The 24,782-nt window shown below is 69.4% G+C and carries 26 protein-coding genes; 13 read left to right on the forward strand and 13 right to left on the reverse strand.

Annotated elements, in window-relative coordinates; all coding sequences use genetic code 11:
• Positions 1 to 133 precede the first annotated feature (133 nt).
• Positions 134 to 484 carry a LuxR C-terminal-related transcriptional regulator gene (locus ACH01S_RS46800; RefSeq protein ID WP_218010302.1) on the forward strand — a complete coding sequence of 117 codons (351 nt, stop codon included), beginning with the start codon at positions 134 to 136 and terminating at the stop codon, positions 482 to 484.
• Here the strand turns inward: ACH01S_RS46800 and ACH01S_RS45385 are convergent.
• Together ACH01S_RS45385 and ACH01S_RS18200 are read right to left on the reverse strand one after the other, a co-directional pair.
• On the reverse strand, positions 425 to 658 hold the full coding sequence (locus tag ACH01S_RS45385) for a hypothetical protein (protein ID WP_218010303.1): 234 nt from the start codon (positions 656 to 658) through the stop codon (positions 425 to 427). The genes ACH01S_RS46800 and ACH01S_RS45385 overlap by 60 nt on opposite strands.
• Positions 637 to 2,142, reverse strand: coding sequence for an amidohydrolase family protein (locus ACH01S_RS18200; protein WP_306303251.1), 1,506 nt, complete (start codon positions 2,140 to 2,142; stop codon positions 637 to 639). The genes ACH01S_RS45385 and ACH01S_RS18200 overlap by 22 nt, the downstream gene beginning before the upstream one ends.
• Positions 2,143 to 2,202: 60 nt before the next feature.
• Between ACH01S_RS18200 and ACH01S_RS18205 the strand changes: the two genes are divergently transcribed.
• Positions 2,203 to 2,658 carry a MarR family winged helix-turn-helix transcriptional regulator gene (locus ACH01S_RS18205; protein ID WP_067892716.1) on the forward strand — a complete coding sequence of 152 codons (456 nt, stop codon included), beginning with the start codon at positions 2,203 to 2,205 and terminating at the stop codon, positions 2,656 to 2,658.
• Between the two features lie 196 nt (positions 2,659 to 2,854).
• Here ACH01S_RS18205 and ACH01S_RS18210 read toward each other — a convergent pair whose 3' ends face one another.
• Genes ACH01S_RS18210 through ACH01S_RS18220 form a run of 3 tightly spaced genes read right to left on the reverse strand, consistent with a single transcriptional unit; the run spans position 2,855 to position 5,810 of the window.
• Entirely contained in the window at positions 2,855 to 4,018 is a 1,164-nt protein-coding gene (locus ACH01S_RS18210) for a M20 family metallopeptidase (protein ID WP_067892718.1), read from the reverse strand.
• The gene (locus ACH01S_RS18215; protein WP_067892720.1) at positions 4,015 to 4,914 is read right to left on the reverse strand and encodes a polysaccharide deacetylase family protein; all 900 of its coding nucleotides are present in this window, start codon (positions 4,912 to 4,914) and stop codon (positions 4,015 to 4,017) included. Before ACH01S_RS18215 ends, ACH01S_RS18210 begins: the two co-directional genes overlap by 4 nt.
• Positions 4,911 to 5,810 carry a CapA family protein gene (locus ACH01S_RS18220; RefSeq protein WP_067892722.1) on the reverse strand — a complete coding sequence of 300 codons (900 nt, stop codon included), beginning with the start codon at positions 5,808 to 5,810 and terminating at the stop codon, positions 4,911 to 4,913. The genes ACH01S_RS18215 and ACH01S_RS18220 overlap by 4 nt, the downstream gene beginning before the upstream one ends.
• A gap of 112 nt (positions 5,811 to 5,922) precedes the next feature.
• Between ACH01S_RS18220 and ACH01S_RS18225 the strand changes: the two genes are divergently transcribed.
• Positions 5,923 to 6,735, forward strand: a complete 813-nt coding sequence (locus ACH01S_RS18225) for an IclR family transcriptional regulator (protein ID WP_067892936.1) — start codon at positions 5,923 to 5,925, stop codon at positions 6,733 to 6,735.
• A gap of 268 nt (positions 6,736 to 7,003) precedes the next feature.
• Here the strand turns inward: ACH01S_RS18225 and ACH01S_RS18230 are convergent, their stop codons facing one another.
• A complete protein-coding gene (locus ACH01S_RS18230; protein WP_067892724.1) occupies positions 7,004 to 7,930 on the reverse strand; it encodes a polysaccharide deacetylase family protein in 927 nt (308 codons plus the stop codon).
• Entirely contained in the window at positions 7,930 to 9,243 is a 1,314-nt protein-coding gene (locus tag ACH01S_RS18235) for an MFS transporter (RefSeq protein WP_067892725.1), read from the reverse strand. The genes ACH01S_RS18230 and ACH01S_RS18235 overlap by 1 nt, the downstream gene beginning before the upstream one ends.
• 211 nt (positions 9,244 to 9,454) lie before the next feature.
• On the opposite strand from ACH01S_RS18235, the gene ACH01S_RS18240 reads away from it, so the two are divergent.
• Together ACH01S_RS18240 and ACH01S_RS18245 are read left to right on the forward strand one after the other, a co-directional pair.
• A complete protein-coding gene (locus ACH01S_RS18240) occupies positions 9,455 to 10,513 on the forward strand; it encodes an NADH:flavin oxidoreductase/NADH oxidase (RefSeq protein ID WP_067892937.1) in 1,059 nt (352 codons plus the stop codon).
• A 37-nt stretch (positions 10,514 to 10,550) separates the two neighbouring features.
• Complete coding sequence (locus ACH01S_RS18245) at positions 10,551 to 11,342, forward strand: alpha/beta fold hydrolase (protein ID WP_067892727.1); 792 nt, start codon at positions 10,551 to 10,553, stop codon at positions 11,340 to 11,342.
• A gap of 227 nt (positions 11,343 to 11,569) precedes the next feature.
• On the opposite strand, the gene ACH01S_RS18250 is transcribed toward ACH01S_RS18245, so the two are convergent.
• The 4 genes from ACH01S_RS18250 to ACH01S_RS46030 all read right to left on the reverse strand — a co-directional run bounded on the left by ACH01S_RS18250 (position 11,570) and on the right by ACH01S_RS46030 (position 14,039).
• Positions 11,570 to 12,280 (reverse strand): GntR family transcriptional regulator, encoded by a 711-nt coding sequence (locus tag ACH01S_RS18250; protein WP_067892729.1) that lies wholly within the window; start codon positions 12,278 to 12,280, stop codon positions 11,570 to 11,572.
• A 50-nt stretch (positions 12,281 to 12,330) separates the two neighbouring features.
• Positions 12,331 to 13,251 carry an NAD(P)-dependent oxidoreductase gene (locus ACH01S_RS18255; protein WP_067892938.1) on the reverse strand — a complete coding sequence of 307 codons (921 nt, stop codon included), beginning with the start codon at positions 13,249 to 13,251 and terminating at the stop codon, positions 12,331 to 12,333.
• Positions 13,244 to 13,666, reverse strand: coding sequence for a carboxymuconolactone decarboxylase family protein (locus ACH01S_RS18260; protein ID WP_218010305.1), 423 nt, complete (start codon positions 13,664 to 13,666; stop codon positions 13,244 to 13,246). Before ACH01S_RS18260 ends, ACH01S_RS18255 begins: the two co-directional genes overlap by 8 nt.
• Before the next feature lie 121 nt (positions 13,667 to 13,787).
• On the reverse strand, positions 13,788 to 14,039 hold the full coding sequence (locus tag ACH01S_RS46030) for an acyl-CoA dehydrogenase family protein (protein WP_425458262.1): 252 nt from the start codon (positions 14,037 to 14,039) through the stop codon (positions 13,788 to 13,790).
• A gap of 1,470 nt (positions 14,040 to 15,509) precedes the next feature.
• On the opposite strand from ACH01S_RS46030, the gene ACH01S_RS43615 reads away from it, so the two are divergent.
• Positions 15,510 to 16,349 (forward strand): hypothetical protein, encoded by an 840-nt coding sequence (locus tag ACH01S_RS43615; RefSeq protein WP_148344024.1) that lies wholly within the window; start codon positions 15,510 to 15,512, stop codon positions 16,347 to 16,349.
• A gap of 121 nt (positions 16,350 to 16,470) precedes the next feature.
• On the opposite strand, the gene ACH01S_RS18270 is transcribed toward ACH01S_RS43615, so the two are convergent.
• Together ACH01S_RS18270 and ACH01S_RS18275 are read right to left on the reverse strand one after the other, a co-directional pair.
• The gene (locus ACH01S_RS18270) at positions 16,471 to 17,631 is read right to left on the reverse strand and encodes a type III PLP-dependent enzyme (protein ID WP_067892732.1); all 1,161 of its coding nucleotides are present in this window, start codon (positions 17,629 to 17,631) and stop codon (positions 16,471 to 16,473) included.
• Between the two features lie 21 nt (positions 17,632 to 17,652).
• The gene (locus ACH01S_RS18275) at positions 17,653 to 18,420 is read right to left on the reverse strand and encodes a GntR family transcriptional regulator (protein ID WP_067892734.1); all 768 of its coding nucleotides are present in this window, start codon (positions 18,418 to 18,420) and stop codon (positions 17,653 to 17,655) included.
• 179 nt (positions 18,421 to 18,599) lie between these two features.
• Between ACH01S_RS18275 and ACH01S_RS43620 the strand changes: the two genes are divergently transcribed.
• From ACH01S_RS43620 to ACH01S_RS18305, 7 genes are all read left to right on the forward strand, one after another.
• The gene (locus ACH01S_RS43620) at positions 18,600 to 18,752 is read left to right on the forward strand and encodes a hypothetical protein (protein ID WP_157406293.1); all 153 of its coding nucleotides are present in this window, start codon (positions 18,600 to 18,602) and stop codon (positions 18,750 to 18,752) included.
• A gap of 6 nt (positions 18,753 to 18,758) precedes the next feature.
• Complete coding sequence (locus ACH01S_RS18280) at positions 18,759 to 19,166, forward strand: WhiB family transcriptional regulator (RefSeq protein WP_067892736.1); 408 nt, start codon at positions 18,759 to 18,761, stop codon at positions 19,164 to 19,166.
• On the forward strand, positions 19,166 to 19,636 hold the full coding sequence (locus tag ACH01S_RS18285; RefSeq protein ID WP_067892738.1) for a DUF3307 domain-containing protein: 471 nt from the start codon (positions 19,166 to 19,168) through the stop codon (positions 19,634 to 19,636). Before ACH01S_RS18280 ends, ACH01S_RS18285 begins: the two co-directional genes overlap by 1 nt.
• A gap of 363 nt (positions 19,637 to 19,999) precedes the next feature.
• Complete coding sequence (locus ACH01S_RS18290) at positions 20,000 to 20,770, forward strand: hypothetical protein (RefSeq protein WP_067892739.1); 771 nt, start codon at positions 20,000 to 20,002, stop codon at positions 20,768 to 20,770.
• Positions 20,767 to 21,030 carry a hypothetical protein gene (locus ACH01S_RS18295; protein WP_148344023.1) on the forward strand — a complete coding sequence of 88 codons (264 nt, stop codon included), beginning with the start codon at positions 20,767 to 20,769 and terminating at the stop codon, positions 21,028 to 21,030. Before ACH01S_RS18290 ends, ACH01S_RS18295 begins: the two co-directional genes overlap by 4 nt.
• Before the next feature lie 183 nt (positions 21,031 to 21,213).
• Positions 21,214 to 22,512 (forward strand): DUF2637 domain-containing protein, encoded by a 1,299-nt coding sequence (locus ACH01S_RS18300; RefSeq protein WP_067892743.1) that lies wholly within the window; start codon positions 21,214 to 21,216, stop codon positions 22,510 to 22,512.
• Positions 22,509 to 24,743 (forward strand): FtsK/SpoIIIE domain-containing protein, encoded by a 2,235-nt coding sequence (locus tag ACH01S_RS18305; protein WP_067892746.1) that lies wholly within the window; start codon positions 22,509 to 22,511, stop codon positions 24,741 to 24,743. Before ACH01S_RS18300 ends, ACH01S_RS18305 begins: the two co-directional genes overlap by 4 nt.
• Positions 24,744 to 24,782: the final 39 nt, after the last annotated feature.

Here is a 24,782-nt window from a genome sequence, read left to right on the forward strand (position 1 = left end):
CCTACCCAGCGGGTGAGTCCTGCTTCGCGGTGGCCGGTGACGCGCTCATCAGCCCGCAGATCACCGTCCGGATGCCGCGCCGCCTCGCCCATCCCCCGACGACCGCTCCGCACCGCGCTTGAGTGCCGCGCCTTTGCGCGAGACCGACATTGCACGCCGTGTCGCCAGCGGCAAGACCAACGTCGAGATCGCCGCCGGTCTCCACCTCGCGTCCGCCACCGTCAAGGACCACCTGGCCGCCATCCAGCGCCCGCAACCGTGTGGGCATCGCTACCTGGGCCTGGGACGACGTCCCTCCCATTCACGAGCACTGACCGGCACGCCTCATTCAGCGGCGTCGTACGGACCGACGTCGCGGCGCCCGTGCTGCCGACCGCCTTCGTCTCCGTCATCGCGACCGGCAGCGTCTGCGCCATCCGGACCTTTAGCTGTATGCGAAAAGGTCCTGCCGTATGCCTGCCGCCTTGAAGAGGTAGTCGCGTGACGCTTCGAGTTCGCGTCGCAGACGGCCGAGGTCGGCGCCGAGCAGGCGCCCTCGCCACTTGCGGACCTTGCCGGCGACGATCACCGTCTCGACGTTCGTGCGGTCCATCAGCGTGACGACCGCTCCGGGCACGCTGTTGAGCGGGGCCACGTTCAGCGCGGTGGCGTCGAGCACGACGATGTCGGCCTCCGGCCGGGCGTGAGCGTGCCCGTCTTACCGGCGAGCCCGAGGTGTTTCGCACCGTTGACGGTCGCGTAGCGCAGCACGTCCCGGACGGTGAGGAGCCCCGGCGTTCCCTCGGCCGGCGTGGGCCAGTTGTTGGGCGGCACAGGGTCGCCCTGGTCCAAGACGATCTGGTTGACGACCATACGCTGCATGATCATGGCGGAGCGCATCAGCGTGAACGGGTCAGCGGCCATCGTCGTCTCGACGTCGGAGCTCAGCGAGGGCTCCATGCCGAGCTCCTGCAACTTGAGGATCGGCGGGGTGCCGTGCCGCATGACCATCTCGATCGGGAAGGCGAGCGAGACCTGCGCGCCGGCGTCCCGAAACCGTTTCCAGACCCGGTCGGACATCCCGGTCATGTGAATGAACAGGTTGTCCGGCCCCACCCGGACCCCGGCGGTCCCCCGGGCGAGGTCCTCGAAGACCGGCAGCATCCCCCACGACCCGACCGAGTGCGCCGCGATCTTGATGTCCAGCTCGCGGGCGATCGTCCAGGACCGGGTGTACACATTCCTGCCGAGGTGGAGTTCGCCGCCCATGACCATGCTCACCAGCTGGTCGTCCGAGGAGAACCAGCGGTCCCTGATGCGGCGGGCGTCTTCCGGATACCGGGCGGTGGCGCGGCCGTCACCCTCGAAATAGCCGAACGCGGCGCGCCGCCCGGTGTCGATCAGCGCCTGGATCGCCGCGTCGGTGTGCTCGGGGGAATGGTGGATCTGAGATACGTCCAGCACCGTGGTGACGCCCGCGTCAAGCTGGGAAAGTCCTGCGAAAAGGTCATTGATGTACACGTCCTGCGGCCGGTACACCAGCCGGAACCCGTCGAGAATGTGCTTGCCGTAGTTCGGGTCCGCGCTCGGTGACCCTGAGCGGTCGTCGAGGAGCAGACCATTGGCCAGAAACGCGCGCTCCGCCGTCTCGAACAAATGGTGGTGCGTGTCGACGAAACCCGGCATGACGATGCGGCCGCGCGCGTCGATCACGTCCGCGCCGGAGGCCCGCAGGTCACGTCCGACCGCGACGATCTTCTTGCCCTCGACCAGGATGTCGGCGACCTCGAAGTCGCCCACCTTCGGGTCCATCGACATCACCGCCCCGCCCCGGATGACGTAGCGGCGTCCGCGGGCGCCGCTGTCCCTCGGCGGCGGCTGGTCACGGTCCCGCGCGGTGGCCGGAGAGGCCGCGAGCAGGCCCGCGCCGCCCGCCGCCGTGGCCACTGTCGAGGTCTTAAGGAAACTGCGACGCCCCCAAATCGCGGAGCGACATTCTTGCGTCGCTCGTCGTCGTTCTGCTCGCTGGACACGCTCCTCCTCCTTCGGAAAAGGCCCTTCGAAACGCGGTGATCGCAGGTATTCGAGGGCGCGCGCCGCCGCCCGCCATGGCGCAGGGGACGGAACCGACCGCCCTGTCGCCCCCTCGATCAGTGAGTTGATGTGTCAACTAGACGGTACATGATCGAGTTGATGTGTCAACTCCCGGTCTAGGATGTTCCCATGGCGCATCTTGGATTGACCGAACGCGAGCTCCGCGCATGGCGGACCTCCTTCCGGATGGTGGAGCTGCTGCGGGCACGCCTCGAACAGCAGCTTCAGGCGACCAGCGGCCTGTCCAACGCCGACTACACCGTGCTGGCTCTACTGTCCGAATCGCCCGACAGGCGCATGCGCCTCTACGAGCTGTGCCGGGCAGCCGGTTGGGAGAAGAGCCGCATGCACCACCAGCTCACCCGGATGAGCCGGCGGAACCTGATCGCCCGCGAGCGGTGCGGCTCGCGCGGCGTCCATGTCGCGCTCACCGCGGCAGGGCTCGACGCCCTCAGAAAAGCGGTGCCCCGCCACGGCCAAGAAGTCCGGCGCCTGTTCGTTGACCGCCTCACACCCGAAGAGCTCGACCAGTTCGCTGACCTCTCCGCCAAGATCCTCCACAACCTGGAAACGAACGAGCCGTGAGCCGAGCCAGAGAAGGCCACCGAGCGGGTGCCGGTGCACGAAGCCGACCCCAACCCTGGGTCCGGGTCTCCGCGGTGATGGCGGCCCGGACCCGCGAACAGGGCCGCTACCTGGGACGGCGACCGCCGTACGGATACCGGTTGGTGGACGCCGGCCCGTCCTGGACTCGGCGACCGGGACTGCGGTGTGGTTCTCCTCAGCTGCCGGCGGTTCTGGCGATCAGGCGTGCTCGGGTCCGGTCGGAGCTGGCGATGTCGGCGATGGTGAGGGCCATGGCCAGGCCCGCGTCGCGGACGAACCGGTCGCCTTCGGGGCCCCCGGCGGCGGCGGCGAAGGCCGCGGTGTGGTTGCCGTCCTCGGGCGGGAGGTCGAAGGAGAGCATGGGGTGGATCGCGGGGATCCGCAGCGAGACGTTGCCCATGTCGGTCGACCCGAACATCGTGTCCGGGTAGTCGGGAAACGTCCGGCCGACGGCCTTGGCGTTCTTTTCGAACAACGGGGCCAGGTCGGCATCGTGCCGGAACTCGCGGTAGATGGAGGGCAGCGAGACGTACTCGACGGTGGTGCCGGTGGCGACGGCGCCGGCGTCGAAGCAGGGCCGGACCCGGTCCCAGATCTGGTCGACCTCGTCGATGGTGTCGCAACGGATCATGCAGTCGACCACCGCGCGGTCAGCGATGACGTTGACGGCCGCACCGGCCTCCTTGACGAGGTGGTGGACCCGGACGCCGTCGCGCAACTGCTGCCGCAGGAGGGCGATGGCGGTCTGGGCGACGACGGTCGCGTCGCCGGCGTTCAACGCGCGCCAGGGGCGGGACGCGTGTCCGCCGCGACCCGTGTAGGTCACCTGCCAGGAGCGGGACGCACGCAGTGTCGGGACGACGACGTCCTTGAGCGTCGGATGGACCATCATGGCCGCGTGGGTGTCGTCGAAGACGCCGCGGTTGACCATGATCTCCTTGCCGGTGCCGCTTTCCTCGGCGGGAGTGCCGAAGACCCGCACGGTGAGGCCGAGTTCGCCGGCGAAGGGGGCCAGGGCCAGGGCCGCGCCCACGGCCGACGCGGCGATGACGTTGTGGCCGCAGCCGTGGCCTATGCCGGGGAGCGCGTCCATTTCCGCGCAGATGCCTATCGCCAGGTCTCCGGACCCCGCCGACGCCACGAACGCCGTCGGCAGGTCGGCCACGCCCTTCTCGACGGTGAACTCTCCGCCGTCCTGGAGCGCCTCGATGATCGACGCCGACGTCTCGTGCTCCTCGAAGGCCAGTTCGGGGTTGGCGTTGATCCGGTGGGAGAGTTCCAGGACCAAGGGCAGGTTCCGCTCGAACGTGCGCTCGATGCGTTCCTTGGTACCGGTCATCGCGACAGGTCCTTTCCGGTGAGTGCGTGGGTGGCGACCTGGGCGTGCGTGGCGAACCAGACGCCCTCGTGCGAGGCGATGTGTTCGAGCAGTCGGGTGAGGATCGAGAGCCGTGAGCGGTGCCCGATGAAGTGGGGGTGCAGCGTGAGCTGGAAGATCCCGCCCTCGGCGTAGGCGGCGTCGAACTCGTCGCGCCAGATCGACAGCACCCCGCGCGGCGGCGTGTAGGGCCGCGGCGAGGAGAAGCGGTCCATCATGAAGTACGGCATGTCGTCGCGGATCCACTCGACCGGCAGTTCGACGATGCCGGTGGGCTCACCGTCGGCCAGGATCTCGTAGCAGTCGTCGTCGGCCATCAGGGACGAGTCGTACGCCAGTCCCAGCTCGCGGATGATGCGCAGCGAGTGGGACGAGAAGTCCCAGGACGGCGTGCGGATACCGACCGGGCGGGTCCCGGCGAGACGTTCGAGGGTGTCGGCGGCCCGGAAGGCGAGGTCGCGTTCGGCCGCGGCGGGCAGCAGTGTGTTGCGTTCGTGGATCCAGCCGTGCAGCGCCACCTCGTGTCCGGCGTCCGCATAGGACCTGGCTTCGCCGTCGTGCAGCAGCGCGGACACGGCGGGCATGAAGAAGGTCGACGGCGCCTCGAAGCGTTCGAGCAGTTTCAGGATTCGCGGCACGGCGACACGTGCGCCGTACTCACCCTGCGACAGTTTGCCCGGCAGCACCTCGCCGTCCCGCAGTGCCGGTGTCTCGTGATCGGAGTCGAACGACAGCGCCACGGCGACCTTCGCCTCACCGGGCCAGGACCGTGGTCGCAGCGGGCGTCCCGCGCGCACGCGCTCGACGTGCCCGCGCCAGGTCGGCTCGTCCCACTCCCAAGGCTGTTCCAGGGTCACGTCGCCCTCCGGTCGTTGTTCACGACGCCCTCCTCATCGACCGTGAGGGACGGATCCAGCTCCCTCGACGCCTTCGCGAACCGGGCGAGGATCGAGGCCGCCACCTCGGGCCGGGGCATGATCGGGTAGAACTCGACCGGGTGCAGGCAGTGCGGGTGGTGCCCGATCACGAGGTCCGCGCCCGCGTCGATCAGGCGCAGCGCCAACGGCCGCTGGTATTGCGCGAGCGGTCCCTGCGCTTCCGGCAGGTAGCAGAACGGCACGCCCCAGTGCAGTGCCACCGCGACGAGGTCGTTGTCCCGCTTGGCTTCGCCGATCAGGGTCTCGGCCAGGCGGACGTCCGGCTCGTGCGCGCCCGAACGCACGAAGGGCGGCGTGCCCGGGGTCTCGTCCAGGAACCCGCTGTCGAACTCGAAGGTCTGGCGGACCCGGATGGCGCCGATGCCGGGCCGGTCGGCGGTCGCGTTGAAGCCCAGCGGCAGGGCGGAGCAGAAGCTGAAGAACGCCAGGCTTCGCCCGCCGGCGGTGACCACGCGGGGCCGGGTCGCCTCGGAGGCCGACTCGCCGAACCCGGCGTGCCGGACGCCGGCGTCGTCCAGCGCCCGGACGGTGTCGCGCATGCCCTCGGCGCCGTAGTCCAGCGCGTGGTTCGTGGCCAGGGACACGAGGTCGAAGCCGAACGCCGCGAGCTCCCTCGCGCCCGAGGCCGGAGCGCGCATCGCGACCAGTTTCTCGGCGCGCCGCCCGGATTCGGTGAACGGCGCCTCCAGGTTCCCGATGGTCACGTCGCCGCCCCGGAGCAGTCCGAAGGCGGAGTCGCCCGGGCCGGCGGGGTCCACGACCGGGCGCCGGGGCCATCCCGCGGCGACGACGTCTCCCACGATGGTCAGATCCATGCGCACCGTTCCGTATTGCGATACATTATGCCGCAGAGTAGCACGGCAGCGGGCGAGGTCAAGCGTGCCGCCAGTAGAGACGGCAGTGCGCGCGTTGGTACGCTCAGTCCACATGCACATGGCAGAGGGCGACGGCGACAGCGGACAGGGCAGGCCGGGCAGCAGTGTCCGGTCGATGAACAGCGTGCTCAGCACCCTGCGCGTCTTCGAGGAGGTCGCCCTCCGGCAGCCCATCGGCGTTTCGGAGTTGGCCCGCGTGACGGAGATCCCGAAGAGCTCCGTCCAGCGATGCCTGGTGACACTCAGGCAGGCGGGCTGGCTGAGGGTCGTGGACCCTGAGCACGCGCGGTGGGGCGTGACGATGAAGGCGCTGACGCTCGGTTTGCGCAGCGCGGGGGAGCAGGACCTCCGCGAACTGGCGGGGCCCGCGATGAAACGCCTCGCGGCGGAGACGGACGAGACCGTTCTCCTCGGCGTGCGCGACGGCGACGAGTACGCCATCGTCGCCCGGGAGGACACCACGCAGGTCGTGCGCGTGCATCAGGAGATCGGCGCGCGCGTCCCGCTGCGCGCCACGTCGGCCGGTGTGGCGATCATGGCGCGCCTCTCCGACGCCGAGGTGGACGAACTCCTGCGGCACGAGCTCACGGAGTTCGCGCGACACCCCGTGCCGGACTCCGGTGCACTCCGGGAGGAGATCGCGGAGACCGCGGAGCGTGGATACGCGCTCCACGGCTCGTCGTCGTGGTATCGACCGCACGTGGCCTCCATCGGCGCGGCCATCACGAACGCGGCCGGGTATCCGATCGCGGCACTCACGCTCTCCGTGCCAGAGATGCGATATGACCGGTCCAAGGAGAAGGCGTGGGCGCCGCTGGTGATGGCGGCGGCGGACGAGATCAGCCGGCTGCTCTCCTCCGGCTGACCCGTCCGTCCCCGGCCATCGCTCCGGCGGGCGACCCGGCCACGCCCTCGGGCTCCTCGACGATGAAGGCGGTGCCTTCCCCAGGTCGACGAGCACGGTCCGGTAGCGGTCGCGGCTCCGTCATCGAGCATCCGGCGTCGCGGTGCGCTGGCCCGCGCCCTCGTTGTGCCACAAAGTGATACGGCGTACCCTAATCTGGCACATCGCTTTCCCGTCGCCTTGACCTGGGCAATGGCCTCGAAGGAGTGCCGGAATGCCGGCGAACTCGTCAGTCGCCCGTGTCCCCGCGGGCGCTGCGCCACACATGGTCGGCGAGCTCCCCATGCGTCGCGAACCACACGCCGTCGTGCGCCCGGATGTGCTCGACGAGCCCGCGCAACGCGTGCATCCGCGACCGGTGCCCGACGATGTGCGGATGGCAGACCAGCTGGAAGACCGCCCCGTCGGCATAGGCCGAGTCGAATTCGTCCTTCATGATCTCGGCCCAGGCGCGGGGCGGGGTGTAGGGCCGGTAGGGGCCGTAGCGCGTCATCGTGAAGTAGGGCGCGTCGTCGCGGATCCACTCCATGGGCACCTCGACGATCCCCGTCGGCCGCCCGTCCGAGAGGATCTCGTACGGCATGTCGTCGGCCATGAGGGACGAGTCGTACCTGAACCCGAGGTCCCGCAGGATCTCCAGGGTCGAGTCGGAGAAGTCGGCGCTCGGCGTCCTGATCCCGGTCGGCCGCCGCCCGGCGAGGTCCTCCAGGGTGTCCAGGCTGCGGCGCGTGAGATCGAACTCGTCCTTCGCCTCCAGCAGTGCGTTCCGCTCGTGGATCCAGCCGTGCGCACCGATCTCGTGGCCCGCCGCGGCATAGTCCTTGACCTCCCGCGGGTGCAACAGCGCGGACACCGCGGGGATGAAGAACGTGGCCGGGATCCCGGACTCGTCGAGAAGCCGGAGGATCCGGCGGGCTCCCACGCGCGCCCCGAACTCACCCCTGCCCATCGCGCCGGGCGAGGTCTCCCCGTCGCGGAGCGAGATCGTCTCGTGGTCCGGGTCGAATGAGAGCGCCACGGCCATCCGGGCGCCGCCCGGCCACCCCGGCGGCGTCAGGTCGCGTCCCGCTCGTACCGCCCCGGCGTACCTCCGCCACGTGGCCTCGCTCCATTGCCACGGCTCCCGCTCGTCCGGTGTTTCCGCCGCTGGAGTCATCAGTCGAGTGCTCCCTTCCTGGCGCCGTCGGGCATCGTCATGATCGTGGCCATGCCGACCATCGCCGAGACGACGACGTAGATCCAGATCTCGTCCTGGCGCCCGATGCTGGCCAGCCAGGTGGTGAAGTACGGTGCGGTGCCACCGAAGACGGCGACGGCCGTCGCGTAGGGAAGCCCCGTCCCGGTCGTGCGCACCGAGGTCGGGAACAGTTCGGCGTAGATGGCGGCCACGTTCGCCGAGTTGCCCACGAGCAGGACCACCCCGGCGAGTTCGATCAGGAGCAGCGTCCAGAAGCCGCCGTCGTCGAGCAGGCGGTACGCGGGCCACGAGAACAGCGCGAAACCGACCAGGAAGGACATGAACGTGGAACGCCTCCCGAAGCGGTCGGACAGCATGCCGCCGAAGGGCAGCAGCAGCATGAACGCGATGACCGCGATCGTGTTCGCGAGAAGTGCCCTGTCCAGGTCAAGGCCGGCCGTCGTGCTGGCGTAGCCGGGCATGCCGACGACCCACAGGTAGTAGATGATCGTTCCGGGGACCGTGATTCCGACGACGCGGAGCATGCTCGTCTTATGGGCGGCGAACAGCGTCCGCACCGGCTTGTGCGCCTTGCCGGACACTTCCGCGTCGTCGAAGTGCCGGGTCTCTCGCGTGCGGGTGCGCAACCACAGGACGCCCAGCCCCATGGCCGCGGAGACGGCGAATGCGATCCGCCAGCCGAAGCTCTCCGCCTGCTGGTCGTCCAGGACCGAGGTCACGACGAGCGCCAGCAGCGAGGCGAGCAGGATGCCGCCCGCCGTCGACACCTGCTGGAACGATCCCGCGAAGGCCCGTCTCCCCGGTGCCGCGCTCTCGACGATGTACGACACCGAGCTGGGCCATTCCCCGCCGGCGGAGAACGCCTGCACGAGCCTGGCCGTCAGCAGCACCAGTGGCGCGAAGACGCCGATCTGCCCGTAGGTCGGGCACACCGCGATGGCGAGACCCCCTGCGGACATCATGCTCACCGTCAGCACCAGGGCCTTCTTGCGGCCGTACCGGTCGGCATAGGCGCCGAGGACGGCGCCGCCGATCGGGCGCATCAGGAAGCCCACGGCGAAGATCGCCAGAGTGGACAGGAAGGCGGTGACGGGATCGCCGCTGGGGAAGAACCGGCCCGCGAAGACCGGAGCCAGGGAGGCGTAGATCCCCCAGTCCAGGTACTCGATCGCGTTCCCGAGCGCCCCGGCGAAGATCGCCTTTTTCTCTTCGCCGCTCGTCCCGGCCGGTGGTGCGCCTTCGGCCACGGCGAAGGCCTCCTCTGCGGACATGGCTCTCCTTTGGATCGGACGGAGGACGGAGGTAAGGAGGCTCCGCGCACCCGGACGACTGTGGCCGGCGCGGTGGGGGTGACCGCCGCCTCGCAGACCGTAGTATCGTATTATGGTAATCTCGCGTCAAGGTTTGGCCGATTCCGCCGGCCGCGATGGTGTGAGGAAGTGAAGTTCAGCCGTGCCCAGCGCAGAGTTCACCGGCCCGGAGATGACCCCGCTTCGACTCCGGGAGGTAACGGTCCCCAACCGGGTGTGGATGTCGCCCATGGCCCAGTACGCCGCGGGAACCGACGGGAAGCCGACTGATTGGCACCTCGTGCACTACGGAGCGCGCGCGGTCGGCGGAGTGGGCCTGGTCATGGTCGAGTCCGCGGCGGTCGGGCCGCTGCACCGGACCACCTCGGCGGACCTCGGGATCTGGAACGAGGACCAGGCCGCCGCGCACCGCCGGTTGACCGCGTTCATAGCCGGGCAGGGCGCGGTTCCCGCGATCCAGTTGCTGGCGGCGGGCAGGAAGGGGTCACACCAGGTCCCCTGGGAAGGGGAGGGGCAGAACGGCCCGGTGCGCGTGGCGGACGGCGGCTGGGATCTGATCGCGCCGTCGCCGATCCCCTTCGGTGACCTGGCCGTCCCCCGGGAAGCCGACCAGGCGGACATGGACGAGGTCGTCGAGGCGTTCGCCCAGGCGGCCCGCATGGCCCACCTGGCGGGCTACCAGCTCGTGGAGATCCACGCCGCGCACGGCTACATCCTGCACCAGTTCCTGTCACCGCTCGCCAACCACCGGGTGGACGAGTACGGCGGATGCCCGCAGAACCGGATGCGTCTTCCCCTGCGGGTGGCCCGCGCCGTCCGCGACGCCTTTCCAGCGGACAAACCCGTCTCCGTGCGCATCACCGCCACCGACTGGGCCGCGGGCGGCATCTCCATCGACGAGGCGGCGCTGTTCGCCAAGGAGCTGGCGGCCGTGGGCGTCGACCTCCTCGACGTCACGTCCGGCGTGCTGGTGCGCGACCTGGAGGCGCGGCCGCCGGTCAAGGACGGGGTGAACGTCGCGTTCGCGGCAGCGCTCAAGAAGGCATCGGGGCTCGTGGTCGCCCCGGTCGGCCAGATCGGCGACCTCTCGCTGGCCGGCGAGGTCGTCGGCGGCGGCCAGGCGGACGCCGTGCTGGTCGGACGTGCGCTGCTCCGCGACCCGTACTTCGCCTTGCGCAACCGTCCCGGGGACAGGACGGCCTGGCCGAAGCAGTACCACCGCGCGTTGTGAGCCGGATCCACGGCCGGAAGGAAAGAGGAGACCTGGGATGACGATGACCACGAGGGCCGCCGCCGTGCGGCGCCCGAACGACACGACGATCCACTACACGGTCAGCGGTTCGGGCGACGGGCCCACGCTGGCCCTCGTCCACGGCTGGGGCTGCGACCGTACCGACTTCGACGCGATCACCGGCTTCCTGCCCGAGCACTACCGCGTTCTCGCGATCGATCTCGCCGAACACGGCGAGTCCCGGTCCGCGCGGGACGTCTGGACAATGGAGGAGTTCGCCCGCGACGTGGCGGCCGTGTTGGAGGCCGAGTCGGTGGGCTCCTGCGTCGTGGTCGGGCACTCCCTCGGCGGGGCGGTGGCCGTGGAGACCGGGCGGATCCTCCCCGGCGTGGTCTCGCACGTGGTCGCGCTCGACGCCCTGCACTACCTGTCCCTGTTCCCCGCCCAGGACGAAGACCAGGCCGAGGCGGTGCTGCGGCCGTTCCACGAGGACTTCGCCTCCGCCATGCGGGGCATGGTCGAGGCCGGGTCGCCGGAAGGCACCGACCCCGCGTTGAACGACATGTACTTCGCCAAGATGGTCGCCGTGCGGCAGCCGGCCGGCCTGCGGTGCCTCGAAGGGCTGGTGCGCTGGGACATGGACGCCGCGCTACGCGAGGTCAAGCAGCCGATCACGCTGTTCGCGGTGCGCTCGATCATCACGCGGGAGGCCATCGACCGCTACCGCGACCGCATCCGGATCGTGCCCGTCGACCTGGGAAGCCACCACTTCCACGTCGAGTCGCCCGAGGCCACGGCCATGCTGCTCACCGATCTGACGTCCGCCTAGCACGCAACACCCGCAGCGAGCACCCCGACCGCCCGGCTGGCCCGTCGACCGCCCGACCAGCACGCCGACCGCCCGGCGAGCATGTCGACCGCCCGGCGAGCATGTCGGCCGCCCGGACGGCGTGTGATGTCCGACCGACACGTGGCGTCCGGTCAGGGGGCGGGCGGTGCTCGGTCAGGGATGCGGGGGGAGGGCTCTGGGCTCAGGGGATCGGAGGGCCTTCCCGATCATTGTCCGGCTTGGCCGTCGGCGGGCTGCCGCTCCTCGCGTTGACGGGCGGCGAGCTCGCGCAGCGCGATCGCCGCGGCCTTGCGGACGTGGTCCTCGCACGCGGCACGGGCGGCGTCGGCGTCGCCCCGCACGGCCGCGGCGTCATAGATCGCGGCCAGCTCCTTGACGGTCTCCGGCAGACGGTCCTCGGCCTGCAGGGACAGCCCGCGCAACATCTGCACGCGGGCGTGAACACCGCGCAGCATCGAGTCGATGACCGGGTTCACCGCCCCGGCGATGAGGACGTCGTAGAAATCGTCCTTCATCGCCAGCCGCTCGGCCAGGTCGGCCTCGCCGCAGGTGCGGGAGAACCGCCGGACCACCCTGCCCATCTCTTCGCGCTGCTCGGCGGTGGCCCGCTCGGCGAACAGCGCCCCGGCCAGGCCCTCCAGCGCGCCTCGCACCTCGAACAGGGCCCTGGCGTCGAAGGCCGTCAGCTCGGTGATGACCGGGCCGCGGTTGGGCACGATGGTCACGAGTCCTTCCGACTCGAGCTGCCGCAGGACCTCGCGGATGACCGTCCGGGAGACCTCGTACCGCTCACACAGCCGCGCCTCGACGAGCCGCTCGCCGGGTTCGAATTCCGCTGCCAGAATGTCCTGGCGGAACACCTCGAGCACCTGGGCTCGCAGGGGCGCGGCCACACGCTGGACCCGCTGCGCTGCCATACGGTCGTCTCCCCTCAACGGCCAACGACCATATCATGGTAATACACCGGTCAGCGGGTGAGGTCGACCCCCGTCAGCTTCGCCAGGTAGCGGGCGATTTCGGACTGATCCGGGTTCCCTTCGCCGAGGCCGGCGAGCGCGGCCTGGCAGAACCGGACGCAGGCCCGCGACACCTCCGGCGACAGGCCCAGGGAGGTCGCCAGGTCCAGTGCGGTGGTGATGTCCTTGACGGTCAGCGGGAGCGAGAAACCCACCTGGAACCGTCCGTCCAGCACCTCCGGGCCGATCTTGACCTCGGTCGACTGGTTGCGGCCGGTGGAGGCGTTGATGACGTCGAGCATCGTCCGGGGGGCGAGGCCGAACGCGGCTCCCGCGGTGAGCACCTCCAGCGCCCCGACCAGGCCGATGGCCGACAGCAGGTTGTTGAGCGCCTTCAGCGCGTGCGCGGACCCCGCCGGGCCGACGCGCGTCACCGAGGCGCCCATCGCGCGCAGCAGCGGAAGGGCCCGCCGGTAGTCCTCGGCCGGCCCACCGACCATGATCGTCAACTCGGCGGTCGCGGCCTTGCGCGGGCCTCCGGAGACCGGCGCGTCGACCATCGCCACGCCGCGCTCCCGGAGCCGCTCGGCGAGTCCCTGGGTCGCCCGCGGCGCCGACGACCCCATGTCGACGACCAGCGCGCCCGGACGCAGGCGCCCGGCGAAGCTCGCCGGGTCCGCCGGATCGCCGAGCACGCGCCCGACCACCGTGCTGTCGGGCAACATGAGGATCACGACGTCCGCGCCGGCTCCCTCGGCGAGGCTCCCCAACGCCGTCACACCGCCGTAGCGGGCGGCCGCGGCGAGCGCCTCGGGGTCGGCGTCGTAGACCGCCACGGGCACGGACCGCGCGAGGTTGCGGACCATGGGCCGGCCCATCGTGCCCAGGCCGATGAAGCTGACGGTGTCCGCCGTGGCCGGGATGTCAGGCATCGGCGCCCGCACCTCCTTGGAACGCGTCCACGGTCGGCTCCAGGCCTTCGGCGCCGACGACCTCGCGCCACGCCTCGAAGCCGGCCTGGAAGGCCACGACGCCCGCCTCGGGCAGGCTGATCTCGATCGCTTCGAGGATCTCCCGCGGAGTGAGCCCCAAGTCGAGCGCGACCTTGATGTGACTCTGGATGTGCCCCCTCGAAGCGCGCATCACCGTGAGACTGACGATGAAGATGAGCTCCTTCGTCCTGCGGTCCAGCGTCCGCTGGTCGAGGTAGGCCGCGGCGACGAGACCGTTGGCGGCGCGCAGCACGTCGAAATCCTGCTTGGCCATCACCTTGTGGTACTCGAGGACATAGCCCCGGCTGCGCGCCATGTCGTCGATGTAGAGCTGCGGATCCTGGACGCTGGTCACGAGTGTCCCCTCAGATAGTCAACACGATGATCGTAATACAGTAATACCCCCTTGCCAAGCTCCCCTGCCTGCGCTCGCACGAGGTCGTGAAAGTAGAGCCAGTGCCTGTACGACCGGCCCGTCACGACGCGATCCCATCGCCGTCACCTCCGCGTCGGCGGGAACCGGAAACGTAGAGGCCGCCGCGGCTGACAAGTTGCCGGACGATCACGTTGCGCTGGCTCTCGCTGGCGCCCCCGCCGACGATCATCAGCGGGGCGTCGCTGAGATAGCGCTCCACGTCGAACTTGGTGGAGTAGCCGTAGCCGTGGTGGATGGGCACGGCGTTCAGCGCGATCTGCATGGTGACCTCGGATGCGAACAGCTTGGCCATGCCCGCCTCCATGTCCACCCGGCACCCGCGTCGGCCTCGCGGGCGGCGTGCAAGGTGAGCTGGCGCGCCGCGGTCAGGGACGTCGCAATTCGGCCAGGGGGTTGCCGATCGACTGGTGCCGTTGGTCAGGGTCGGGGTCCGCGCGCCGACTTCGATCGCGGCCGGCCCCACCACCCCAGGGTGCGAACCCGGCGTTCCCGGTGAAGGTCGCGCGGTCGAACTTGGCGGTTCCGGTGAAGGTCGTACTGCTGAAGTCGGCAGTTCCTATCTGAGGGCGGCCTCGCGGAGGACAGAGCGCCTTCAGCAACTGTGTGAGCAAGTCCCCGGAGATGGTCACGCCCCAAAGCGTTGATGTCGGACCCGGGACCCAAGGTGGCGAGGTGGGCGGTTCTGGCGTCATGGGACCGATGGACTAGACACAGGTGATCGGCGGCGGTGGCAGCCCCGCACACTGCCGACGGGTCCTCGGCACCAGGATGTTGGCAGGTGTTCTCGTTCTGGGCAGTGGCCATGCGCCAATGCCTACCGAAGCCTCCCGTTTCCCGAGGGAGGACGTCAGCATCGGCAACAACCGGAACCACCAGACGGCCAGGACCAAGAGAAGAATGTCAGTCGCCTAGCCTCACCACCGCCGCCGAGACCAGACAGGGCGGTGAGCTGTTGAGATCAACGCCACAGCGGCGTGGGCGTCTCTCGGCCTGCCCGGCGGTTGTTCCCCAACCCTGTGCGGCATTCAATCCGACCACTCCCACCAGGCGCACGCGGGGTCGGACGGCTCGACGTCCGCCGCAGGGGTCGCCGCTTCGGCGAATGCGTCCTCACCGGAGGGTGCTTCGGGAGGGCGCGCCGGGTCGGGGGAGGGCTCGATGCCGGGTTTGGGTGGGTTTTCTGGTACCCGCTGGGTACCCAGATGGTCGCCATCGGCGGCATCCGGTGGCACTTGGCCGCCTACGCCGTCCGGAAGGGGTGGGCCTTCCTCGGGCAGGTCAGCGGGTGTTTCCGCTGGTGATGGTGGTGCGCCCCCTGCAGGATTCGAACCTGCGCACACGGCTCCGGAGACCGGCACTGATCAAGCGATCCACCAGGAAAGACGGCCGCCTTCCGTCCCACTGTGGACGCAAGTGGAACATGCAACGCCGCTGAGAACCCTTCTATGCGTGGCCGTCATCCGCCTCGACCTGCGTCTCTGCCGACCGGTGTCGGCCTAACCCCACGGAGGCGGAGGGCCATTCGTCGAGTCGGCGGCGCGTGTGACCCCGGTTCTCGGGTCGCCTTCAGTTGAGCTGGTCCTGCCGGGACGACGGCAACATGGGAGGAACCTCGATGACACACCCCTCATCCGGGGGGCGGGAGGGGTCCCCTTCCGGAAGTGCGCTGTTCTTTCGGCGATTGCGCTGAAAAGGTCATACCGTTCGTCTACCTTGTACTTCGTGGCCGAGCATCTGCCTCCAGGAGTGAAAGGATAGAGTCATGTCCAATATCCGCCGCACTGTTGAGAAGCGCCAAGAATGGGGTGCCTGGGCTGGATCGGTGGCCGAGTTGCGACGAATAGGAGAAATGGTCGAGCAATCCTGCCTTAGGCGCAGAGTTGCAATATTGGCGATGTTCGATGAGAAAACTCGCGAAATCCTAGAGGAAATGGGCGACGATAGGGCGCGTTACCGGGAGGAAATGAATCGGCAGCTAAGTAGGGAATCGCTCGCCCGGTCGCTGGACATGAAGGCGACAATCGTCGACGGCGATGACAAGGTATCTGGGCCGCTTGATATTCTAGGGGAACTTGATCGACGCACTGTGGAGTGCGTCCAGTTCGAGGCCGAGTGCTTCGACAGGACATTCAGGGAAAGAGTATTTGTCGAGTTTAAGAAGCCGCACCGCAGTTGGGAGTCTGGTGCTCGACTGGTTGTCGAGTCCTCGGATCAAGGCTGGGGGCGGCAGATTTTTGTATCTGTCGCAGAACAAATTGAAAAGGGTGTGCCGCGTTGGCAGTTCGTTCACAACTTCCCCAGAGGAACCCCATTGCTCTTTTTGATCGTCTACATAGTGCTCTACTTTCCAAGCATAGTTGCCCTTTTGCCTACCTTTGGCGAGATGGACTCGGGCAGTCTAGTGTCGGCCAACATTTTGCTCTACCTCGTCTGTCTTGGCGCAACATTTCTACTCACTCAGCACAAGGTCAGAGCATGGGTATTTCCGCAATTCGACATCACTAGTGAGATGGGGGATTCCACTGGCTCTCGGCGGTTGATTTACATCGCGACGCTGCTCGCATCTATACCTACTGGCATTCTCGTAAACTTGATTTCTTGATCCAGTATCGCCCGATGCCTCGTCAACAATCTCGATGGGATGTGGAAATGCATGGGGGAAGGAGGCAATAAAGAAGCCTCGGCCATCCGTCGGCCGAGGCTTCTTGCGATGACCTGGTGAGTTAGCCTTGAAGGTACCGGAAGGCTGGCTTCGGATGCATGAGAAAGTCGTGATGAGAGATATTCCAGGCGTAGGCGCCAGCCATCGAGAAAGCGACTAGGTCGCCGACCGCGATGCGGTCAGAGCGCACCTCGCGTGCGAAGACATCCTTTGGCGTGCAGAGTTGCCCGACTAGGGTTACGGGTCCGCCAGCCACCGCGGGCTTGTCGCCGTTGATGGGCAGGACGGTGAACGGTTGGTTGTGCTGTTTGGTTACTGGTGTGCGGATGTGCATGGTGCCGCCGCGTAGGACGGCGTACCAATGGCCGTGTGCCTTCTTCACGTCCAGTACTTCGGTGATGTACCACCCGGCGTAGACGCTGATGGAGCGGCCTGGTTCGATGCGCAGTGTTTCGCCCGGCTCGGCGAGTGCGGCGACGTCGGCACCATACTGCTTCCAGTCGAACCGGATGTCGGGAGTGGAGTAGTCGACGGCCATGCCGCCGCCGAGGTTGAACTCACGCGGTCCGGTGTGGCCGATTCTGTCGAGCCACGCGCGGCTCCACGCGAGGATCTCGGCGGACTGAGCGACCATGGCGGAGGCGTCCAAGCCAGACGCCAGGTGCGCGTGGATGCCGCGGAGGCGCACCTGCGGAGAGTTCTCCAGGATGACGACGCACGACTCGATGAGGTCAGGGTCCATGCCGAACGGGCCGCTCATGGCAAGCGCGACGCCGCGGCGGTCGCCCGCGAGGTTGAGGCGTAGCAGGACATCGACCTCACGGCCGGACGTCCGAGCGATGTCAGCCAGGCGGGTTAGCTCGTACGGGCTTTCGACGTGAATGCGCTCGACGCCGAGGTCGAGGGCAAGCCGTAGTTCATCGTCGGTCTTGCCGGGGCCGCCGAACGCCAACCGCGCGTCTGGCAGTGCCTCGCGAACGTGCGCCAGCTCGCCGCCGGACGCGACCTCGATGCCATCGACGTACGGGGCGAGAGCTTGCAGGATCGGCGCGTCCGGGTTGGCCTTTGCGGCGTAGAAGATCTCCGGCGCACCAGGTGCCGAGAGCGCAGCTCTGACCCCGGCTGCGTGCTCGCGCAGTGCGGCGAGGTCGTAGACGAACGCGGGTAGCTCACACTTGTCGGCGAGTGCTTGGGCGTGGTCTTGGACTGGGCGCGTGATCATCGGGTGTGGTCTCTCCGGTTGTCAGGCGAGCGGGAACTCGTATTGAGCCGTGAGGTAGTGGGCGGGGGCGACCGAGATCGTGACCTCGACGGCGCGGCCCTCGGCCGTCATGCCGACATGCGTGATCTCGACGACCGTGCGCTCCGGGCTGATCTCCAGCGCGTGCGCCTCCGCATCGGTGGGTAGACGGCTCGGGATGATCTGTTCGCGCGCCCTGGTCTGCGCGTAGCCGAGTTCGGCAAGCGCGCTCTTGACGCCGCCGACGATCACCGGGCCGTCTTCCTCCAGGACGGTCCCCTCGGCGATGTCGAGCGGGAACCAACTGGCGTTGAGCCGGACGGGAATGCCGCTGGCGAGCAGTCGCCGACGCCGGACGAGGCAGTTCACTTCTCCGGTCGGTAGGCCGAGCGTCTCGGCGACGTCCGCCGGTGGTTCGGCGCGTCCGGTGGTGATCTCGTGTTGTGGCTCCAGGCCACGGGCGCGAACCTCGGCGTCGAAAGCACCGCGGGCGCCCTGGTTCTCGCGGGCCGCCCGGTCGTAGCGCGCTGGTGAGTGGAGCATCGGCGGAAGCCAGGTGACCATGGTGCCCCGTCCCTGCCGAGGCCGGACGATGCCCTCGGCGGCGAGTACCTGCATTGCCCTGTTCACCAAGCTACGGGACGCCCCGTACCGGTCGGCAAGCTCCGGCTCGGCTGGCAGAACGGTCCCGGTGGGGTACCGGCCGTCGATGATTTCTTCTCGGATTTTCGCGGCGATGTCGCGGAACCCGTGGCGCTCCGGTGTGGGCATCTACCTGCTCCTTTCACTGTCTACCCGCTGTCTGCCTGTTGTGTTAGGTCCACCTAACCAGAGTGGACGCCAAACGACAAACGACTGATGTCTCTTGACAACGGCTCCAGGGTGAGCACAATCGAGACTACGACAAACGACAAACGTTTGACGTATGGCTCGATGTGAGGAGTGCTCGGATGTTCCCTCAGAAGTCCGGCCTGTCGCAGTACATCGGCTACGTGATGGTGCTGGCCGCGCTGGCGTTCGCGATCAAGAACCCGGCGGAAGCGGCGCACGCGATCAATCAGTTGCTGGCCAGTCTGGCGACGTTCATGGATGAGCTGGGCTGATCTGCGATGACCGCCCTTCCCGTGCAGACGTCGGCCCTCGGCGCACAAGCCACCAAGCACGCCGCCGAGGGCCGCACCTTCCAACCGATCACGACCCCTGCCGAGGTACCCGTGTCCCGTCCCCTGTCCCCGTTCGCCGTGCTGGCCGAGGTCGACTTGCGTGGCAAGCCGATTGAGGGTGCGCAGTGTCGTTTTGACCCCGAGTTGCACACCGGTCCGGACGGCGCCGAGTCGCCGGAGGAGCGGGCGGCCCGTGAGCTGGTCGCGGTGGAGGTGTGCGAGTCGTGCCCGCTGCGCGCCGAGTGCCTGGACCTGGCGACGCGGATCCGTCCCGAGGGCGCGGTGTGGGCCGGGTTCACCCCGGTTCAGCTCGCCGCCCTGTTCGCCATGTACGAGCTGACGGAGGTGGCGTGATGCACGGCGACCCGACCGTGTTCGCCGCGGTGTTCGTCGCGCTGTATGCCGCGCATGAGGTGGGGGACCACTGGTTGCAGACGCACGGGCAGGCGTGCGGCAAGGGCGCGCCGAGCTGGCGGGGCCGGGTGCTGTGTGTCCGGCACGTCGCGGTCCTGACCGCCGTCAAGGCCGCCGCGGTCACCCTCGCCGCCGTGGTGCTGGGCCTGCCGGTCAACCCCTACGCCGCCGCGGTCGCGCTGGTGGCCGATGGCGTCTCGCACTACTGGGCGGATCGGCGGTTCACGCTGCTGAGGCTGGCGGACTGGTTGGGCCGCACCGTGGCGCCGGGCAAGGGCGAGTTCGCCCGGCTCGGCGACGGCGCCGCCGCTCCGACCGGGACCGGCGCCTACGCCCTGGATCAGTCCTGGCACATCGGCTGGCTGTTCATCGCGTCCCTGCTGGCTTCGCTGGGGGTGGCCCCGTGGTGAGGATCCGCTTGACCGGTCTGCCCGCCGAGGTTGACACCGCCGCCGTCCGCATCGGCCGCGTGGTCACCGTGCTGGAGACCTCCCGGCACTACCCGCGTCGTGGAACTCGGCGCTGGTCTCGCTCTACTTCGACATCGTCTTCGACACCCCGCCGCCGGGCGCCGACCCGGTCACCGACCCGCACTGACCTGTTCGTGCCCGGGACGCCAGCACCTTCCACAGCAACAGGCGTCCCGGGCCCTTCAAAGAAGGAGATTCCACCATGGCCGACTCCGCGACCTCCGGCAAGTCCTCGACCTGGCCTAAGGGTGAGCCCAAGTCCGTCCGGGACGCCTACGACAAGTCCCAGAAGGGCGGCAAGAAGTGACCGCGCTCAACACCGGCCCGCTGTTCGTCTACGACGACGCCGACGACCGTGACCGCGCCTCGGACGGGGTGTCCCGGTACGGCGTCTACCTTCGCCGCAACCCGAGGCTGTTCGCGCCGTGGGACGGCGACGCGCCGGTGACCGATGACCCGGTGGTGTTCGCCGCCGCCGCGTGGCAGGTGGCGACCTCCCCGACCATGGCACCGCCGTACCTGTCTTGGACGGCCGAGCGGATCCAGTCGGTGACCCTCGCCCACAGCGACCACGCCCCCGCGCTGATCGCCCGGGTGCGGGTCGCGGCGCCGCGCCCCGCTCCGCTGGCCGGGCTGCGGGGGTTCGGCGACTGGGACCGCGGCGACCGGTGGAACCGCGGCTACCACACCCCCGACGACGCCGCCCTGGCCCACGCCCCGGCGCTGCTGACCAGCGCCGAGGTGCTGTTCCACCTGCCCGCCGCCGACCTGTACGTCCCGGCCGACGCGCCCGCCCGGCTGACCGTCACTGACGCCAAAGCGTCGGTGAAGCGGCTGGCCCGGCTGCTGCACGAGCGTCTGGTGCCGGTGCTGGCCGCTCTCGACAGCTCGGAGGCGACCGCCCGGGGTGGTAGGCGACTGGTGAGGCCGGTGTGCGGGATTCCCGACCCGGACGGTGAGGACGGGGTGTGCGGCCTCCCGCTGGAGTACGGCATCTGCCCCGACCACGGCACCACCCTCGACACCGACCACGACGGCGAAGGCGACGACGGCTGGGCGGGGGTGGCGTGGTGACCGCGCTCCTGTTCTTTTCGGCCGTGCTGGTGGTGACGGTGCGGTGGCTGTGCAGTTCGCCGCTGCGGCTGGCCGCGGCCGGTGGGGTGCTGGCTTTCGCGCACCCGGTGCCGGTCGTGGCGGTGGCCGTGGTGACGGCGGTGGCGGTGATCGCGGTCGCCGGTCGGGTGATCTACCGGTCGCTGCGCGCCGAGGGCTGGCACCTGGTCACCGTGCACCGTCCCGGCTACGCGGTGAGCCGGGCGGGGGTGACCTCATGACTCGCCGCCGCAGCCTCGCCCGGTTCTTCGACCCGACCGGCGCCCGGTACGGGATCCCCACCTGGCCGTGGCAGATGGCACCGCCGGCGGACGCGACGCCGGATACGTCCTGCCCCGCCACCTGGGCACCTGCCTCGACTGCGCCGACCGTGAACGCGCCGAGACCACGGAGGTGACCGCGGCATGACCGCCACCACCCTGCACGCCGCCGAGACCACCACACCCCGACCGATCATCCCCGACGACACCCCGCCGACCATGCCCACCACGCTTGACGGTGCCACCGCCGCGGCGGGCGAGACGTCGCGCCCAGCTGAAAGCGACGTCTCGCCCGGCGATGCGCGGGGGCGTGCGTTGACCAGTAGCGAGTTCTCCGCGGTCGCGGTGGTCGCCGCGCTGGTGGCGGTGCTGGGCTTGCTGGGGTTTGTGAACAGTTTCGCTGCCGTGGTCGGGGCGGCGGCGCCGTCGTTCGGGCGGCTGGCGTTCACGGTGCCGCTCGGTATCGACCTGGGCATTGCGATCTTCGCCGCCCTGGACATCGTGCTGGCCCGCCTGGACATGCGGATTCGGTGGCTGCGGTTCATCCCGTGGGCGCTGACCGCCGCGACCGTGTACCTCAACATCGCGACCGAGGATGGCGTGTTCGGGAAGGTCGCGCATGCGGTGCTTCCCGCGCTGTGGGTGGTGGCGGTGGAGATCGCTGCGCACGTGATCCGGATCCGCGCCGGGCTGGCCGCCGGAACCCGCATCGACAGCATCCGCGCGTCCCGATGGCTGCTGGCCCCCTGGCCCACGGCCAAGTTGTGGCGGCGGATGGTGCTGTGGGAGATCCGCTCCTACCCTGACGCCCTGGCCCGTGAACGCGACCGCGTCCTGGCCCTGACCGACCTGCAGGACACCTACGGCCGGTGGGCCTGGCGCCGCAAGGCACCCCGGCGGGTCCGCGCCCTGTACCGGCTCGGCGAACTCGTCCCCACGCCCGCCGTGCTGACCGCTGACCGGCCCGAGGCCGAGCCGCCGGGCGCACTGTCCGGGGTGGCGTTCGCCGGACCCGGCGCGGACCGTCCCGCGCTGGAAACCGGACCGTCCACCCCGGCCGTGGCCGGACCGTCCGGCGCGCCGTCCGGAGGCCCGTCCCGGCCCCGGACGCGGACCACTGGGCCCCGGTCCGGTGGACGCAAGCGCGGACCGTCCGGCCGCCGGTCCCGGACCCGGTCCACCAAGACCGCGCCGCCGCCGGATGTGGACGATCTGTTGCCACTCGGCCGTCAAATCGCCGCCGACCTGGCCGCGTCCGGTGAACCGCTGACCCGCAACACCTTGGCCGCCCGGCTCCGCGCGGCCGGACAGAGCGCGGGCAACGCGCGCGTCGGTGGCCTGTTGGGTCGCCTCAAGACCGAAGCACCCCCTGACCCCGCCGACAGTCCGGCCGCCGAGGGCATGGCCGCGGCGCCGTTCGCCGAGGGAGAGAACGCACGATGAATCACGCCAAGGCCATGGGCGAGGTCGTCCGCCTGCCCGTCAAGCACGCCGACCACACTGCCGATCCCGACACCGCGCACGCCCTCGATGCCCCGGCCACCGGATCGGACGGCATCGGCGACGGCATCCCGGACGGCACCCCGCCCGCGCCGGTCCCGGCCGCTGACGACGGGGAGGCGCTTGAGGGCCGCGTGCTGGTCGACCGCCCCGACACGTTCCGGCCGGATGTGCGCGCCCGCCGGATGTCCGGCGAGCGTGTGCAGCGCCGCCCGATCATCGCGCCATGGCTGCGCGACCGTAGCGAGGCCCGCGCCACCATCCGGTGGGCGGTCGGCTACGCCGGACACGTCACCGGCTACCACGCCGCCCGGATCCCGCTGTACTCGCTGCGTCTGGCCGGACGCTCCCCGCGCGGCCTGTTCCGGGTGGTGGTGGGCACGTGGCGGTGGACGTTCGATATCGAGTCGCGGCCGCTGCGCACGCACGCCATCGACCGCCGCAACGACGAGGCGTACCTGAAGTTGATGAGCGAGCGCAACGACCGCGTCCGCGCCCGCATGCTCGTCACTGGCGCCGGGCTGGCCGGTACCGGGCTGGCTGCCATGTCGGTGGTCGCTGCCGGTGGCGTCACCCAAACCGCCGTGCTGGCCGCGCTGGTGCTGCTGCTGGGGTGGATCGGGACGCCGACCGATCGCCGGATCCTGGACACCGCTGTCGTGTCGACCAAGGCGCCCAAGCTCACCTCGGAGATCGTGGTGCGGGCGCTGGCCGCGCTCGGTAACGCCGAGATCAACAAGGCGGTCGGCAAGGGCGGGACCGGGATCACTTTCCCCGCCCCGATCACGCGGGACGGCCCCGGATGGCGCGCTGAGGTCGACTTGCCGTACGGGGTGACGGCGACCGACATCATGGAGCGTCGCGATCGCCTCGCCTCCGGTCTGCGCCGCCCCCTTGGGTGCGTGTGGCCTGAACCTGCGCACGACCAGCACGCCGGGCGGTTGGTGCTGTGGGTCGGTGACCAGGACATGAACCAGGTCAAGCCGGTCGCCGGACCGCTGGCCAAGACCGCCGCCCGCGTGGACCTGTTCAAGCCGGTCCCGTTCGGCACCGACCAGCGCGGACGCCCGGTCACCGTGGAACTGATGTACGCCAACGCCCTGATCGGGGCGATGCCCGGCATGGGCAAGACGTTCGCGATGCGCGTGCTGGCCCTGGCCGCCGCCCTGGACCCGTCTGCCGAACTGCGCGTCTACGAACTCAAGGGCACCGGTGACCTGTCGGGCCTGGAGAAGGTCGCCCACCAGTATGGATCCGGGCAGGATGACGACACCCTCGCCGAGTGCCTGGCCGCGCTGCGCGAGCTGCGCAAGGACCTGGAGCGGCGCGCCAAGGCGATTCGCAAGCTGCCCAAGGACATCTGTCCGGAGAACAAGGTCACTCCGGAACTGGCCGCCAAGCGGTCGCTGGGCCTGTTCCCGTCGGTGTTCATCCTGGACGAGTGCCAGAACCTGTTCGCCCACCCCGACTTTGGTGACGAGGCCGCCCGGCTGGCCATCGACATCATCAAACTCGGCCGCGCCCTGGGCGTGATCCTGCTGCTGGCCACCCAGCGGCCGGACAAGGACTCGTTGCCGACTGGTGTCTCGGCGAACGTGGGGCTGCGGTTCTGCCTGAAGGTCATGGGCCAGACCGAGAACGACATGATCCTGGGCACCTCGATGTACAAGAACGGGATCCGCGCCACCACCTTCACCAAGAAGGACAAGGGCATCGGCTACCTGGCAGGCGAGGCCGACGACCCGCAGATCGTCCGCAGCTACTACATCGACAACCCCGCCGCCGACCGCATCGCCGACCGCGCCCGCGCGCTGCGCAAGGCCGCTGGCACCCTCACTGGCCACGCCATCGGGGAGGACACCGCACCGGCCGCCGACGACGGCGCGTCCCTGCTGGAAGACCTCGCCGCCGTCATGGCGCCCGGCGAGGCCAAGGTGCACTCCCAAGTGCTGGTCGACCGCCTCGCCGAACTCCGCCCGGCTGTCTACGGCCCGTGGAGCGACCTCGACCCGACCGGCAAGGCACGCCAGCTCGCCGCCGCGCTCAAGCCCTACGGAATCGGCACACCGCAGGTTTGGGGACAGGACGAAACCGGCAAGGGCCGCAACCTCAAGGGCGTCCACCGCGACCACATCACCGACGCCCTGAACGCCACCCGCCGCACCGCCCGGTAGACCGCCGCCGCGCCTCTAGGTCTAGAGGCCGCCACCTCT

Source organism: Actinomadura chibensis NBRC 106107, assembly GCF_001552135.1.
Taxonomy (GTDB): Bacteria; Actinomycetota; Actinomycetes; order Streptosporangiales; family Streptosporangiaceae; genus Spirillospora; species Spirillospora chibensis.